This window comes from Amycolatopsis sp. NPDC004368 (assembly GCF_053602515.1).
Genome location: NZ_JBSGDT010000003.1, coordinates 239,949 through 254,262 on the forward strand (window position 1 = coordinate 239,949; position 14,314 = coordinate 254,262).

General features: G+C 72.0%; 15 protein-coding genes. 5 read left to right on the forward strand and 10 right to left on the reverse strand.

Annotated elements, in window-relative coordinates:
• Window positions 1-25 precede the first annotated feature (25 nt).
• The 3 genes from ACWEOE_RS07150 to ACWEOE_RS07160 form a co-directional block, all read right to left on the reverse strand.
• Entirely contained in the window at window positions 26-1,189 is a 1,164-nt protein-coding gene (locus tag ACWEOE_RS07150) for a glycosyltransferase 87 family protein (protein ID WP_452005102.1), read from the reverse strand.
• The gene (locus ACWEOE_RS07155; protein WP_452005105.1) at window positions 1,164-2,528 is read right to left on the reverse strand and encodes a glycosyltransferase 87 family protein; all 1,365 of its coding nucleotides are present in this window, start codon (window positions 2,526-2,528) and stop codon (window positions 1,164-1,166) included. Before ACWEOE_RS07155 ends, ACWEOE_RS07150 begins: the two co-directional genes overlap by 26 nt.
• Window positions 2,529-2,632: 104 nt before the next feature.
• The gene (locus ACWEOE_RS07160; RefSeq protein WP_452005108.1) at window positions 2,633-3,475 is read right to left on the reverse strand and encodes a GGDEF domain-containing protein; all 843 of its coding nucleotides are present in this window, start codon (window positions 3,473-3,475) and stop codon (window positions 2,633-2,635) included.
• Window positions 3,476-3,742: 267 nt separating this feature from the next.
• Here ACWEOE_RS07160 and ACWEOE_RS07165 point away from each other — a divergent pair, with 267 nt between their 5' ends.
• The 3 genes from ACWEOE_RS07165 to ACWEOE_RS07175 are packed head-to-tail and all read left to right on the forward strand — an operon-like array spanning window position 3,743 to window position 7,119.
• The gene (locus ACWEOE_RS07165; protein ID WP_452005111.1) at window positions 3,743-6,043 is read left to right on the forward strand and encodes a sigma-70 family RNA polymerase sigma factor; all 2,301 of its coding nucleotides are present in this window, start codon (window positions 3,743-3,745) and stop codon (window positions 6,041-6,043) included.
• A gap of 10 nt (window positions 6,044-6,053) precedes the next feature.
• Window positions 6,054-6,557 carry a GtrA family protein gene (locus ACWEOE_RS07170; RefSeq protein ID WP_452005113.1) on the forward strand — a complete coding sequence of 168 codons (504 nt, stop codon included), beginning with the start codon at window positions 6,054-6,056 and terminating at the stop codon, window positions 6,555-6,557.
• Window positions 6,558-6,594: 37 nt separating this feature from the next.
• Window positions 6,595-7,119, forward strand: a complete 525-nt coding sequence (locus tag ACWEOE_RS07175) for a GtrA family protein (RefSeq protein WP_452005116.1) — start codon at window positions 6,595-6,597, stop codon at window positions 7,117-7,119.
• Between the two features lie 71 nt (window positions 7,120-7,190).
• On the opposite strand, the gene ACWEOE_RS07180 is transcribed toward ACWEOE_RS07175, so the two are convergent.
• Together ACWEOE_RS07180 and ACWEOE_RS07185 are read right to left on the reverse strand one after the other, a co-directional pair.
• Complete coding sequence (locus ACWEOE_RS07180) at window positions 7,191-8,474, reverse strand: ATP-binding protein (protein ID WP_452005662.1); 1,284 nt, start codon at window positions 8,472-8,474, stop codon at window positions 7,191-7,193.
• A 13-nt stretch (window positions 8,475-8,487) separates the two neighbouring features.
• Window positions 8,488-9,189 (reverse strand): response regulator transcription factor, encoded by a 702-nt coding sequence (locus tag ACWEOE_RS07185; RefSeq protein ID WP_452005665.1) that lies wholly within the window; start codon window positions 9,187-9,189, stop codon window positions 8,488-8,490.
• Between the two features lie 42 nt (window positions 9,190-9,231).
• Between ACWEOE_RS07185 and hisN the strand changes: the two genes are divergently transcribed.
• Together hisN and ACWEOE_RS07195 are read left to right on the forward strand one after the other, a co-directional pair.
• The gene (gene hisN, locus ACWEOE_RS07190; protein WP_452005118.1) at window positions 9,232-10,020 is read left to right on the forward strand and encodes a histidinol-phosphatase; all 789 of its coding nucleotides are present in this window, start codon (window positions 9,232-9,234) and stop codon (window positions 10,018-10,020) included.
• A 91-nt stretch (window positions 10,021-10,111) separates the two neighbouring features.
• Complete coding sequence (locus ACWEOE_RS07195; RefSeq protein WP_452005120.1) at window positions 10,112-10,492, forward strand: hypothetical protein; 381 nt, start codon at window positions 10,112-10,114, stop codon at window positions 10,490-10,492.
• 3 nt (window positions 10,493-10,495) lie between these two features.
• Here the strand turns inward: ACWEOE_RS07195 and ACWEOE_RS07200 are convergent, their stop codons facing one another.
• The 5 genes from ACWEOE_RS07200 to ACWEOE_RS07220 form a co-directional block, all read right to left on the reverse strand.
• A complete protein-coding gene (locus tag ACWEOE_RS07200) occupies window positions 10,496-10,759 on the reverse strand; it encodes a hypothetical protein (protein WP_326568358.1) in 264 nt (87 codons plus the stop codon).
• Window positions 10,756-11,667: a TNT domain-containing protein gene (locus ACWEOE_RS07205; RefSeq protein ID WP_452005123.1), complete on the reverse strand. Its 912-nt coding sequence runs from the start codon at window positions 11,665-11,667 to the stop codon at window positions 10,756-10,758. The genes ACWEOE_RS07200 and ACWEOE_RS07205 overlap by 4 nt, the downstream gene beginning before the upstream one ends.
• 184 nt (window positions 11,668-11,851) lie before the next feature.
• Window positions 11,852-12,793 (reverse strand): hydroxymethylglutaryl-CoA lyase, encoded by a 942-nt coding sequence (locus tag ACWEOE_RS07210; RefSeq protein ID WP_452005125.1) that lies wholly within the window; start codon window positions 12,791-12,793, stop codon window positions 11,852-11,854.
• Between the two features lies 1 nt (window position 12,794).
• On the reverse strand, window positions 12,795-13,376 hold the full coding sequence (locus ACWEOE_RS07215) for a PH domain-containing protein (RefSeq protein ID WP_452005127.1): 582 nt from the start codon (window positions 13,374-13,376) through the stop codon (window positions 12,795-12,797).
• 78 nt (window positions 13,377-13,454) lie between these two features.
• On the reverse strand, window positions 13,455-14,264 hold the full coding sequence (locus ACWEOE_RS07220; protein ID WP_452005130.1) for a biotin--[acetyl-CoA-carboxylase] ligase: 810 nt from the start codon (window positions 14,262-14,264) through the stop codon (window positions 13,455-13,457).
• Window positions 14,265-14,314 lie beyond the last annotated feature (50 nt).

The window sequence follows — 14,314 nt, forward strand, 5'->3', positions numbered from 1 at the left end:
TGGATTCGGCCGCGGCGGCGCGGAGCTATTTCACGAAGGCCGGAACCCGCTGCTGAACCCGCAACTCGCGCACCGACAACCCCACGATCGCGCAAGCCGCCGCCACCACGTAGGCGTTGCCGAGGATCGACCAGCCCACGCCCCACGTGAACTCGACGTCGCCGCCGTTCGGGACGAGCATCACGATCTGGGAGGCGAACAGGGCGAACGCCGCCAGGGCCCACCAGCGGCGGCCCGTCCTGATCAGCAACGCGATCAGCGGCAGCGCCCACACCCAGTGGTGCGACCAGGAAACCGGCGAGAGCAGCAGCCCGTAGAACGCTGTCACCAGCAGCGCCGCCAGCGTTTCACCGCGGCGGGCGTACCGGATGACGAGCCACCCGGCGGGCACGGCGAGCACCGCGCCGATGCCCACGGCCACCGCGAGCGACCACGGCGCCAGTGCCGACGCGCGGTTGACCAGGCCGTTGAGCGACTGGTTGAAGATCCACGTCACCGAACCCACGCGGCTGGGGTCGGTGGCGGCCTTCGTCCAGAAGAGCCACGCGTCGTGCGGGATGACGGCGAACATGACCGCTTCGAGGCCGACGAAGGTGGCCAGGGCGCGCAGGCCGTCTTTCAAACGGCCGGTGAAGAAGAGAAAGGGCACGAAGACCAGCGGCGTCAGTTTGACGGCCGCCGCGACGCCGATCAGCACACCGGCCCAGCGCGAGCCACGGGCGGAGAGCACCAGGACGTCGACGATCACGAACGCCATCAGGATCAGGTTGACCTGGCCCAGCGACAGCGTTTTCCACACCGGCTCCAGCACCAGGGCCGCGCCCGTCGTCCCGAACAGCCACCAGCGCGACGGCCGGGCGACGACCGCGATCACCACGGTCAGCGACACGATCGACAGCACCGTGAGCACACCCCACTCCAGGCCCGACGGGACGAGCGCGAGTGGCAGGAACAACGCGGCCGCGGCCGGGGTGTAGGTAAAGGGCAGCCGTACCCAGTCGGGCAGCGTCGTGAGGTCGGCGGTGGTGTAGAGCGGCTCGCCCTTGAACAGCGTCAGCGCGCCGGCCCGGTAGACGGCGGCGTCCGCACCGACGTGCCGGTGCGTGAGCCAGACGACGAAACCGAGGACGAGCGCGACGAGCGGCGGTACGAGCAGACGTGGGTCAAAGAGCCGGCGTGGTGTCGGCACGGTCGGTGGCCTCCCCGGAACCAGAACCCGAAACACGGTTGCGGCGCCGAATCCCCCAGCGCACGATCAGCGCGACACCGAGGACCACCGGCGTCAGGATGTAGGCGTCACCGAGCACGTTCTGCCACACCTTCCAGTGCAGCTCCACGTTGCGGCCGTTGGGCAGGATCAGCAGCACGCAGCTGACGAACACGAACGCCACCAACCCCGTGCCCAGCCAGCGTTTCCACGCCGTGGCCGGCGTCGTCCTGGGCAGGCGCGACACGAGCAGCACGATCAGCGGCGCGACCCACACCCAGTGGTGCGACCAGGAGATCGGCGACATCAGCAGCGTCCAGAACGCCGTGACCAGCACGGCGGCGAGCGCCTGCCCGCGCCGGTGGAAGCGCATCAGCAGCCACAGCGCCGGAATCGCCAGCAGCACCCCGATGCCCATCGCGGCCTTCGACGCCCACGGCGCGAGGTCGGTGGCGCGGTTCATCAGCCCGTTGAGCGACTGGTTGCCCGCCCAGTGCACCGGGCCGATGCGGCTGGTGTCGGGCAGCGTCGCGGTCCAGTAGCGCCAGGCGTCGTGCGAGTTGATCAGGAACATCACGCCCTGCAGGACCACGAAGGTCGCCAGCCCGCGCAGCGCGTCCTTGCGGCGGCCGGTGATGAACAGGTGCCCCAGGAACACCAGCGGCGTCAGCTTGATCGCGGCCGCGACGCCCACCAGAACGCCGCCCCAGCGGCTGCCGCGCGCGCCGAGCACGAGCATGTCCAGCAGGATCAAGGCCATCAGGATCAGGTTGATCTGGCCGAGGAAAATGGTGCGCCACACTGGTTCCAGGCCGAGGAACACGACGAAGAACACGATCGTCGAGCGCGCGGGCGAGGCCCACCACCGCGGTCCGTCCTCGTCGGGACGCGGCAGCGCGCCGATCGAGATCCGCACCGACAGCGCGAGCGCGGCCAGCGACACGGCCGTGAGGAACCCCCACGCCACCTGCGTGGGCACGAGCGCCAGCGGCACGAAGAACAACGCGGCGGTCGGCGGGTAGGTGAAGGGCAGCAGCGCCCAGAACGGCTCGGTGGCCAGCGTGTTGGTGTCGTAGAGCGAGTTTCCCCGCAACAGCGTCAGCGCGCCGCCGCGGTAGACCGCGCTGTCGACACCCAGGTGCCACTCGTGGGTCCAGCCCCAGATCCCGAACCCGATCGCGATCAGTGGGATGACCGAGAGGATCAGGATCGACCGCGGCCGCATCGACAGCCTGGCCAGCGACTTGCGCAGGGCCAGGCGGGGCTGGGCCGCGCTCGCCGGAGCTGCGCCGTCGACGGCGGAGGGTACGGTCCTGGTCACCCCACCAGGAAATCATGAACGCGCCGGAGCAGGCCCGATGGGTCGGGCCGCGGACGCTCACCTCGCGAAGATCAGAACCACATCCCGCTCACCTCCGGCCACGGTCAGCCCCGTCCGAGCTCGGCCAGCAGGTCGCAGGCGCGATCGTGCGAAACGGGCAGCCGCGCCGCCGAGATCTTCGGCCGGTTGACCTCGCGCAGCTGCGCGTCCACCGACAGCCGGTCGTTCAGCGCCCGCCGCAGGGCCACGCCCCGGGAAGCGAGGCGATCGTCGCGGCGGCACAGCACCGCCACCACGGACGGGCCGAGCGTCGCGTGGCTCTCGCCGGTGTCGAAAACGGCGCGCACGGCATCGGCGACGAGGATCATCCCCGTGAGCCGCGGCCAGCCCGACACCGTGGTCAAGTCCATCGAGACGAGGAGCAGCACGTGCTCGTCCACGATCTGCGCGCGGTAGACCTCCGCGAGCCGCGTCCGCAGGTACGCCGCGGACGGCAGTCCGGTCAGCGGATCCGTGACCTCCGTGTGCACGAGCTGGTCCGTCGCCACGTCCGCCCACGCCAACGCCGTCACGCGGAGCAACCGTGCAGGCGTCGCGTCGACGTCCGGGGACACGAACCCGTCCACCGCGTCCGGGTCGTCGAGCACGGCGTGCAACGCGGCGAGGTCGGACAGCGTCTCGGCGAGGTTCGCCCCCGCGGCGGCCCGGGCGCGGCCGAGGCCGGCCAGCGCCGTCTCGGCGCCCGTCGAGCCGTGGCGGACCACGGCGGCGCAGACGGCGTCCACTTCGGGCAGTGCCCAGTCGCTGGGGAAACGCCACCCCGCGGCGAGACTGGCGGTGCGCCAGCGGGCCCGCAGGGCGCGCAGGTTCCGATCCCGGTCGAACCGGGCGCGGTACTCCTGCTCGCCGGCGGGACCGGACAGTGCCCCGGTCGCCGGTTCGTCCACTGGCCACCGCTCCTTCCCGGTCGATGTCGATCTTGTTCCTGCTCCACACGAGGGACGTCCAGCCCCCGTCCGCGTGACGGCGTTCCGGGGTGGTTTCCCGAAGTGATCACGGGCGACACTCCGCAGGGCCGGGTGAACTTGTTGCGCCGACGGAGTCAACACGCCGACCACGAGGTGACGCGTATCGCCGCGTCCGTCACACTTGTCCTCGCGTTAGAGAGGTAGATCGTGGCTGGCCAGGCCGCGTGCGCCAGATGAAGGAGCCTCGTGTCCACCGTTCCCGCCGATCTGTCCGGTAAGAGCGACGCCGAGCTGATCGCCGAGGTCCGCTCCGGGAACATCGCCAGCTACGGGCCCCTCTACGAGCGGCACAGCGGCGCCGCCCACAACCTCGCCCGCCAGCTCGCGCGTTCGAGCTCGGAGGCCGACGACCTCGTGTCCGAGGCCTTCTCGAAGGTTCTCGAGACGCTGCGCGGCGGCAAAGGTCCGGACACCGCGTTCCGCGCCTACCTCCTCACCGCGCTGCGCCACACCGCCTACGACAAGACCCGTCGCGACCGCCGCATCGACCTCAACGAGGACATGAGCGACGTCGGCGGTGCCGTCGGCGAAGCGCTCACCGTGCCGTTCTCCGACACCGCCGTGGCCGGGCTCGAACGCACACTGGCCGCCAAGGCGTTCGCACGGCTGCCCGAGCGCTGGCAGGCCGTGTTGTGGCACACCGAGATCGAGCAGCAGAGCCCGGCCGAGGTCGCGCCGCTGCTGGGCCTGACCGCCAACGGCGTGTCCGCGCTCGCCTACCGCGCACGTGAGGGCCTGCGCCAGGCGTACCTGCAGGTCCACCTGCAGGAAACCGCCGCGGAACGCTGTCACGCCACGGCCGAGCGGCTGGGCGCGTGGACGCGCGACGGGCTGTCCAAACGCGAACGCTCCCAAGTGGAGAACCACCTCGACGAGTGCGAGGACTGTCGCGCCCTGGCGGCCGAGCTGGCCGACGTGAACGGCGGCCTGCGCGCGATCATCGCCCCGATCGTGCTGGGTGGTGCCGCGCTGGGTTACCTCGCCACGATCGGTGCCGCGAAGGCGAGCGCGGCCACGGCCGGTGCCGCCGTCGGAGCCGGTGCGGCCGCCGCGGGTGGCGCCAAGGCCGGTGCCGCCGCCGCGGCTTCCGCGCCCCGGCAGTTCGTGGGCGTCGCGGCTTCGGGCGCCGCCATCGTGGCGGCGGTGGCCGTCGCGCTGGCCGCGGCCGGCTCGCCGCAGGAGATCCCGGTGGCCGCCCAGGTGCCGCCACCGGCCGCGCCCGCGGCCCCGCCCGCCAAGCCGGCGCCTCCGGCACCTCCCGCGCCCCCGGCGCCTCCCGCACCGCCGGCCCCACCGGCCCCGCCGCAGGCGCCGCCGCCCGCGCAGCCCGGGCCGCCACCGGTCCAGCCGCCCGCCGCGCCGCCGGCCGCTCCCCCGGCCGCGCCCGCGCGGATGTCGGCCACCACGCCGCCGGACGGCCTGGAGCTGCAGCCCGGCGACGGACCGGTCACCCTGCCGATCACCGTCCGCAACGACGGCGGCAGCCCGTCCGACCCCGTCGAGGTCGCGCTGAACCTGCCGCCGGGTGTGTCCGCCGTGCCCGCGGGTGGTGGCGGCGGCGCGGTCAGCGGGTTCGCCCGCCAGGCCGACACCCCGGACACCCCCGCGACGACCCAGGTCGCCGTCGACTGCCCCGGCGGCACCGGCACCGTGACCTGCAAGACCGGCTCCGGCCTGCAGCCCGGCCAGTCGGCCGTGCTCACGTTCCGCCTGCAGGCCGACGACTCCGCGCAGGGCGGCACCGTCACCGGCTCGGTCACCGCCGGCGCGAAGATCAAGGTCGCGGTGAGCGTGAAGGTCACCGTGAAGTCGCCGCCCGACCTGCTCGCGCTGCAGGCCGACACCGACGGTCTCTCGGCGTTCCCGTGGACGCGCAACCCGCTCGTGTACGTCCGCGTGCGCAACACCGGCAAGACCACGAAACCGGTCACGGTCACCTTCGACCACGCGCTGTACCAGTCGTGGAGCCTCAGCGGCTTCCCCTGCCACTCGACCGACACCGGCGCCACCTGCACCACCCGCGGCGCGCTCGCCCCCGGCCAGCACGTGAACCTGTGGGTGCGGGTCAAGGGCCGCCCGGCCCGCAACGCACCGGTGACCGTGAGCGCGACGCTCGGCAAAGCGGCGCAGCAGGCCCAGGTGTCGTTCGGCTGCTGGCTCGGCATCTGCGAGGTGCCGTACCCGACCACCGGGGTGCCGCCGACGACGTCGAGCTCGTCCGACACGCCGGAGACGTCGGGTTCTTCGGAGTCTTCGGAGTCTTCGGGGCCGTCCTCCAGCTCGTCGAAGAAGCCGACGCGCAAGCACGAGCCGACCTCCAGCACCCCGCCGGCGAAGCCGACGGACCCGGTCACCACCACCCCGCCGAGCACGCCGCCCACCACCACGAGCGCGCCGCCGACCCCCGGAAACGGCAACTCCGGCAAACCCGGCGAGGCCCCGCCGTCGATCGAGCCCCGCGGCTTTTTCGACTGGCTGAGGGGGTAGCGTCGGCGCGGTGCGAGCGTTCCTGGCGAAGCACCGCGAGTTGCTGCGGTTCGCCGTGGTCGGTGGGATCAGCTTCCTGATCACCACGGCGATCACCTACGTCCTGAAGTTCACCGTGCTCCGGCACAACCCGGTCACGGCGCTCATCATCGGCGTGCTGATCGCCACGATCTTCTCCTACGTCGCCAACCGCGAGTGGTCCTTCCGCACCCGCGGCGGCCGCGAGCGCACGCACGAGGCCGCGTTGTTCTTCCTCATCAGCGGCATCGCGCTCGGGCTCAACGCGCTGCCGCAGTGGATCTCCCGCTACGTCCTCGACCTGCAGCAGCCGCACCTGACGTTGCTCGGGCAGGAGATCGCCGACTTCGTGAGCGGCATGATCCTCGGCACGCTGCTGGGCACCCTGTTCCGCTGGTGGGCGTTCAAGAAGTGGGTGTTCCCCACCGAGGGTGCCCGGTTGCGCGCTGTCCGGTCATCCAACGACCCGGACATTCCCGGCAGGAAGGCCGCCTGAGACCCGCGGTGACCTCGGGTTCTCTAAACTGGGCGGCGTGACCGTTGTCGAGACCGTGCTGGCCCGTACGCCGGAGCCACTGCGCTCGGTGCTCATCAAGCACCGGGAGATGCTGAAGTTCGCGATCGTCGGCGGCACGACCTTCGTCGTCGACAACGGTGTCTGGTACCTGCTCAAGCTGAGCGTCCTCGAGTCGAAGCCGACCACGGCGAAGGCCATCGCCATCATCGTGGCCACGATCGTGTCGTACGTGCTCAACCGCGAGTGGTCCTTCCGCACGCGCGGCGGGCGCGAGCGGACCCACGAGGCCGCGTTGTTCTTCGTGATCAGCGGTGTGGCCGTGGTGGTGAACCTGATCCCGCTGTACGTGTCGCGGTACGTCCTGCACCTCGAAGAGCCGTTCGTGTCGAGGTTCATGCAGGAGTTCGCCGACTTCGCGAGCGGCTCGATCATCGGCATGCTGCTGGCGATGGTGTTCCGGTTCTGGGGCTTCAAGAAGTGGGTGTTCCCCGACGAGCTCGGCGAGCGCCGGCGCGAGCAGGTCACACGCCTGCCGCGGTGAATCGGTTGTCCGCGGATCTGCGCGCTTCCAGCGTCAGGCCCGTGGCCGGCGAAACCCCGCGAAGCCGTGGGTCAACGCGGCACCGGTTCGGCCGGCCAGCGGACTTCACCGACGTCGTCCGGGCGCGGCACCTTGAGGAACAGGCTGAAGATCGCCGGCCGCTTGTTCGACAGCTCCAGCCGGCCGCCGTCGGCCTCGACCAGGGCACGAGCCAGGGCGAGGCCGACACCGGTCGACCCGCCGCCGGAGAAACCGCGTTCGAAGATGTGCGGGGCGATCTCGTCGGGCACGCCGGAGCCGGTGTCACCGACCTCGATCACCACGGTGGCCTCGGACTCGCCGCGCCGGGCGGCGAGCGTGACGGTGCCGGCGCCGTGGCGCAGCGCGTTGTCCAGCAGCACGCCGATGACCTCCCGCAAACGGCCCGGCGTCGCCCGGGCCATGAGCCCGTCGGCGATCTTCAAGCGAAGGTTGCGGCCCTCGACGCGCAGCAGCTGCCGCCACTCCTCCGCGACCTCGGGCAGCGTCGCGGGCAGGTCCACGGGCTCGGCGTCCACCTCGCGCGCCGCGCGGGCGGCGGCAAGCAGCTCGTCGAGTGCGTCGGCCAGCCGGTCGGCCTGCTCCTGCGCGGCCCGCGACTCCTCGACCACGTCGGGGTCGCCGTGGACCGTCAGCGGTTCCAGCCGCAGCTGCAGCGCGGTGAGCCGGCTGCGCAGCTGGTGCGAGACGTCGCCGACGAGCTGACGCTCGCGCTGCACGAGCTGCGCCAGCGCCGATGCCGACGTGTCCAGCGCCTCGGCGACCATGTCCAGCTCGGCCACGCTGTAGCGCCCGGGGTCGGGCCGGAAGTCGCCGCCACCGAGGCGAGACGCGCGATCGGCGACGTGCCGCAGCGGTTTCGCCAGCCGGCGCGCGGTCACCGTCGCCACCACCGCGCCCGTGCCGACGGACAGCACCACCAGCAACACCACGAGCAGGGTCACCTGCGTCTGCTTCGTGCGCACCGGACCGCTCGGGATCGACAGGATCACCTCGCCTTGGCGAGCCGTCGGCACCCGCTCCACGACCGGGTCGGGGCCGGGGTCGACACCGAGGTGCTTCTCCATCAGGCCGTCGACGCGGACCTCCAGGAACCCGCCGTGCGGCACGCCGACGCGGAACTGCTCGAGGTCGATCTCGTCGCCGTTGGCCACCTGCGTGTCGATGGTCGCCGCGATGCTGCGCGCGCGTTCGGCCAGGCTCTCGCGGTTGAGGTTCTCCACCAGCCGCCAGGCGGTGACGCCGAGCGGGATGCCGAGGACGGCCGCCGTGACCAGCACGGCCAGCAGGATGGCCATCAGGATGCGGCGGCGCATGCTCATGGCGGCGTCAGTCGACGTTGAAGCGGAAGCCGACGCCGCGCACGGTCGCGATGCGCCGTTCGCCGTCGGAGTGCGTGGACTTCGCGGGCCGCCCGGCCGCCTCGTCGGCCGCGACGGCGAGCTTCCGGCGAAGCCACGACATGTGCATGTCGAGCGTCTTCGACGTTTTCGACTCCAGCTCGTTCCACACCTCGGCGAGGATCTCGTCGCGGCTCACGACCTGGCCCGCGCGGCTCATCAGCACGCGCAGCAGCTCGAACTCCTTGTTCGCCAGCTGCACCTCGTGCAGGTCGACGGTGACGAGCCGCGCGCCGAGGTCCATGCGGACGCCGCCGGACTCCAGCACCTCCGGCACCCGGCGGCGCAGCAGCGCGCGGATGCGGGCCAGGAGCTCGGCCAGCCGGAAGGGTTTGGCCACGTAGTCGTCGGCGCCCGCGTCGAGGCCCACGACGAAGTCGACCTCGTCGGTGCGGGCCGTGAGCATCAGCACCGGCAGCTCGGTGCCGTCGGCGCGCAGCCTGCGGCACACCTCCAGCCCGTCCATGCCGGGCAGCCCCAGGTCGAGCACGAGCAGGTCGACGCGGTGGGCGGCCGTGGCGCCGAGCACCGCCGGTCCGTCGGTGACGACCTCGACCTCGTACCCCTCTCGCTGCAGCGCCCGGGACAGCGGCTCGGCGATGGTGGGGTCGTCTTCGGCAAGTAGGACCATGCTCACCTCGCCAACCTTACGGCGAACACCCGTGAAACCATCGTGACCGTGCCTGGCTACGAGGATGATCTGACCCTTGCCACCCGGCTGGCTGACGCCGCCGACGCGATCACCACTGCGCGTTTCCGCGCGCTGGACCTTTCGGTGTCGCGCAAACCCGACCGCACTCCGGTGACCGACGCCGACACCGCCGTCGAGGACGCGATCCGTGCGATCCTCGCCACAGAGCGGCCGGCCGACGCCGTCGCGGGCGAGGAACGCGGCGGGACGGCGGGCGCCACTGGGCGCGCGTGGGTCGTCGACCCGATCGACGGGACCAAGAACTTCCTGCGCGGCGTGCCGGTCTGGGCCACGCTGATCGCCCTGGTCGAGGACGGTTCGCCCGTCGTCGGCATGATCAGCGCGCCCCTGCTGGGCCGCCGCTGGTGGGCTTCACGGGGCGACGGTGCGTTCAGCAGCGACGTCGCGGGGTCACGGCGGTTGTCCGTGTCGGCCGTGGCGGAACTGGAAGATGCTTACCTGTCCACGACGGACCTCGACACGTGGTCCGAGTACCACTCGCGCGAGAAGTACCTCGCCCTCACCGAGGCCTGCTGGGAAAGCCGCGCGTTCGGCGATTTCTGGCAGCACTGCCTCGTGGCGGAGGGCGCGCTCGACCTCGCGGCCGAGTGCATCGTGAACCCGTGGGACGTCGCGGCCGCCCAGGTCCTCGTGACCGAGGCCGGCGGGCGCTTCAGCGACCTCACAGGCGTGGCGACCTACGAGGGCGGCTCGGCGTTGTCTTCCAACGGCGTGCTGCACGATGCTGCGCTGGCCGTGCTCAAGCGTTAGTCGACCATTGCTTTTCGGCCCGATCGATTCGGGCCGGAAAGCGGCAACGCCGACGGGACGGCCGCCCATTCGACTTCGCACTGCCAGCCGGATGTCGTACCTGGTGTCGCTGCAGTTCGTGATCCCCGGAATCGCGGCCCTCCTGGCTCAGGTGGCCCCGGCGATCGCCGACGTCTGGCGGGTTTCCTTCACCGTCGCAAGTGTGGTCGGCATCTGGGCGATCCTGGCGTTGACGCCGGCGCTGTCCCGCGCCGGCGCCCAGTCGGTGGCGCGGGTGCTCACCTTCGTCGCGGTCCCGTTGTACGCGTTGGTCGTCGTCCTGTCCGGATTGGCGAACATGGTCGATCCGGCGATGACACTCAGCGCGCTCCAGATCGAGGGCATCCTGTTCTGCCTGGTGACACTGGCCGGCGCTCAGGTGGCGTGGGCGGCCGCCGTGGCACCCGCGCTGCGACCCGCCGACGTGCGCTGACGGTCAGGGGGTGCCGGGCAGGACGCCGACCGCGCCGCGGGCGACCTGGGACCACGCCAAGCGGCCGAACAGGTAGTGGCAGGCGACCTGTTCGGACGTGAAGCGGGCCCAGTCGTACCGGTTGCCCTGCTCGCGCCAGAAGACTTCCCAGCCCTCGTCGGCGGCGGGCATGAGGCACCACGCGTTGTCGGCCTCGGTGCCCACGGACACGACTTCCGCGGGCACGCCCAGGCGGTCGAGCCAGCGGCGGATCGACTGGGTGTTCATCGCGCCTCCCGTGTCACGTCGGTCAGGAACCCCAGGGTGACCAGCTCGTCGGCGGCGAGCACGGCGCGGTAGCGGGTGCCGCCGCCGGGCCGGCCGGCCCAGGCCGCGGCGGTCGAGCGCCACACGGGCACGGGTTTCACCACGCGGTAGCGCCGGTAGCCGGCGTGCCGCGCGGAGCCGGGCAGCGAGCGCTGCGCGAACGGCGTGCCGTCGGGGGCGAAGAAGCGGCCGTGCTCGTCGCCGAACCGGTCGAGCAGGGTGTTTTCGGGCAGCACCACGGCGTCCTCCGGCTGGGCCGGCGGCCACGTCTCGCCTTCGGCCGGCTCGTGACCGTCCAGCACCGCCGCGGGCGGCTCGGGGTCCGCGGGTGGCGCGGGGGTGCGACGGAGGCCGCGGGACACGTACTCGAGCGTCGCGGTGTCGTCGAGGAGTGCGGAGTCGGGGTGATCGAACGGGCCGGAACCGTTCTCCGGCAACGGCAGCTGCAACGCGGGCCGGTCCGCGGCGACGGGCAGGTGGCCGATCGGGAACATGTGGACCAGGAACAGCGCGAGCACGCTTTCGCGCTCGGTCCGCAGCGCGCCCATCGGGGGTACCGGCGGCGGGGCCGGGTAAGGGTGACCGTGGAAGGCCTGAGGCTGGGGGGTCGGGTAGTACGGGGCGGCGCCGCTGCGCGGTCGACCGGGCGGCTGGACTCCGTACGGGTGGGCGCCGGGTGCGCGAGACGGCTGGGGCACCGGCGGCAGGCGAGTGCCGTTCGGGGGCGTCGGGAGGTCGTCAGTCCCCTGCTCGAAACGCTGGCCGAAACCCTGGTCGAACCCGCCGTCGAGCGAGCCGCCGTACTGAGCGGGCACCCGGATGGGCCCGGTGGCCAGGTCGGTGTCGGCCGGTTCGGCGTGTTCGGACACGGACACCCTCTTCTCGGTTGCTCCGACATCAGGAAAGACGTCCGCCGCGTCGCCCGGTTCCCCACAATTCCCCGATCGGGGGAACTTCCGCGCGGCACCGGACAAGGTGCTGAATCCACCTTATCCGCCGCCGGCGATCTTCCGCTTCACCAACGCGCGCACCGGGAGGGCCGTTCGGCCGGGCTCAGCCGGCGAGAGCCGTCACGACCCGCGAAGGCGACGGACGACCGAGCTGCCCGGCCATCCACACGCTCGTCTCCACCAGCTTGCCGAGGTCCACGCCGTGGTCGATGCCGAGGCCTTCGAGCAGCCAGACGAGGTCCTCGGTCGCGAGGTTGCCCGTGGCCGATTCAGCGTACGGGCAGCCGCCGAGGCCGCCGGCCGAGGAGTCCACAGTGGACACTCCGGCGCGCAGGGCCGCCTCGGTGTTGGCGAGGGCCTGGCCGTAGGTGTCGTGGAAGTGCACGGCGAGCGCCGAAACGTCCACACCGGATTTCCCGAAGTGCTCGATCAGCCGCGTGACCTGGCCGGTCGTCGCGACGCCGATGGTGTCGCCCAGCGAGAGCTGCGAGCAGCCGAAGTCGAGCAGCCGCCGCCCGGCGCGCACGACCTGTTCGGCGGGGACCACGCCTTCCCACGGGTCGCCGAAGCACATCGACAGGTAGCCGCGCACGTCGAGGCCCTCGGCGCGGGCGCGGGTGACGACCGGCTCGAACATGGCGAACTGCTCGTCGAGCGTGGAGTTCAGGTTGCGCTGGGCGAAGGTCTCGCTCGCGCTGGCGAAGATCGCGATGTCGGAGACGCCGGCGTCGAGTGCGCGGTTGAGGCCGCGCTCGTTGGGCACGAGCACCGGGTAACGCACGCCCTCGCGGCGGTCGAGGCCGGCCAGCAGCTGTTCGGCGTCGGCCAGCTGCGGCACCCACTTCGGGTGCACGAAGCTGGTCGCCTCCAGCGTGGTGAGGCCGGCTCCCGCGAGGCGGTCGAGGAACTCCAGCTTCACCTCCACGGGCACGACCGACTTCTCGTTCTGCAGGCCGTCGCGCGGGCCGACCTCCCAGATCGTGACGCGCGCGGGCAGCCCTTCGGCGGGGACCCGTTCGGGCAGGCCCACTTCACGGGCACCCACGTCAGCGCCGCCTTCCGCGCGGCGGGTGGCTGGGGGGCAGCGGTTCGGTGTCCTGAGGACCACTCTGCCCGGGGTCACCGCGGTAGTCGTCGTACGGGTTGTCGTTGACCTCGCGGTAGATCACCGTGTGCACGCGCTCGACGTGGGGGATGTCGTCGAACCTCAGCGGCTCGTCCGACGCCGACTCGATGATCAGCGTGCCGCAGCCGAAGACCCGGTCCAGCAGGCCGTGCTCGAACTGGACGCTGTTGATGCGCGACATCGGGATGTCGATGCCGGTGCGCTTGACGACGCCCTCGCGGGCGATCAGCCGGTCGGTGGTCACGATGAAGTGCGTGGTCCGCCAGCGCACGAGCGGCGCGAGGAACAGCCACACCACGAGCACCAGTGCCACCACGCCGATGGCGATCATCGCGACGTTGTTCCACGGCGGCGCCGCGTCCTGCGCGAGCAGGATGAGCCAGACGGCAGCCGCGATCGTGATCACGAAGGCCACGAACGGGAAGATCAGCATCTTGAAATGCGGGTGGCTGTGCACCACCACTTGCTCGTTCTGGCTGAGCAAATCGTCCGGATAGGCCACGGCGCGCGCTCCCCTGGTCTGTGTCTGCGCTGGTCGACTCACCGTACCGGCGCGAGGCGCCGCGCGGCGCGTTCGGGGTCAGGCCGGTCGGACGTGGACGACGTCGCCGGCCGACACCGTCACCCGGCGGCCGTCGGTGGCGTCGACCAGCAGCTGCCCGGACGCGTCGAGGTCGGCCGCGCGGCCGGTGAGCGTGCGGCCGCCGGGCAGCTCCACCCGCACGTCCTGGCCGAGGGTGGCGCAGTGGGCGCGGTAGTCCTGGAGCAGGCCTGCGGCGGTGAGGTCGCCGGCCGCGGCGCGCCAGCGGCGTTCGAGGTCGTCGAGGCGGGTGAGCAGGGCGAGGGCGACGTCGGTGCGGTCCGGATCGGCGGCGCCCTGCTCGGCGAGCGACGTCGCGGGCAGGCCTCCCGGCCCGGCCGGCACGTCCTCCCCGAGCGGCAACACGTTGAGCCCGATGCCGAGCACGACACCCGGCGCGGTCCCCGCGACGGCCTCGGCCAGGATCCCCGCGCACTTCGCGCGCTCGGGCCCGGCCAGCACGTCGTTGGGCCATTTGAGTACTGCGTCGACACCCAACCGGGCGGCGACCCCGCGCACGGCGAGCCCGGCCACCACGGACAGTGAGCCGAGCGCGGCGAACGGCACGCCCGCGGGCCGCAGCGCCACGCTCAAGTACAGCCCGGCGCCCTTGGGCGAGCTCCACGAGCGGGCCCGCCGGCCGACGCCCGCGGTCTGCTGTTCGGCGAGCAGCACCGAGCGGTCCGCACCCCCGTTTTCCAGGGCTTCCCGCAGGTCGGCGTTGGTGGAGCCGGTGGTCTCCACCACGGCCACGCGGGTGTAGCGGTCGCCGAGTTCGTCCCGCAGTCGCGCTGCGTCCAGGCCAGACATGTGCCCAGAATAGGAAAGTCCCCCTAACGTGCAAGCGACTCGCTCGTTAC

What these genes read in the sequence shown, in the direction of transcription:
- ACWEOE_RS07180 (WP_452005662.1), bottom strand. Translation starts at nt 8,474, where the DNA reads ATGCGCCGCCGCATCCTGATGGCCATCCTGCTGGCCGTGCTGGTCACG.
- ACWEOE_RS07185 (WP_452005665.1), bottom strand. Translation starts at nt 9,189, where the DNA reads ATGGTCCTACTTGCCGAAGACGACCCCACCATCGCCGAGCCGCTGTCC.
- ACWEOE_RS07195 (WP_452005120.1), top strand. Translation starts at nt 10,112, where the DNA reads ATGTCGTACCTGGTGTCGCTGCAGTTCGTGATCCCCGGAATCGCGGCC.
- ACWEOE_RS07220 (WP_452005130.1), bottom strand. Translation starts at nt 14,264, where the DNA reads ATGTCTGGCCTGGACGCAGCGCGACTGCGGGACGAACTCGGCGACCGC.
- ACWEOE_RS07200 (WP_326568358.1), bottom strand. Translation starts at nt 10,759, where the DNA reads ATGAACACCCAGTCGATCCGCCGCTGGCTCGACCGCCTGGGCGTGCCC.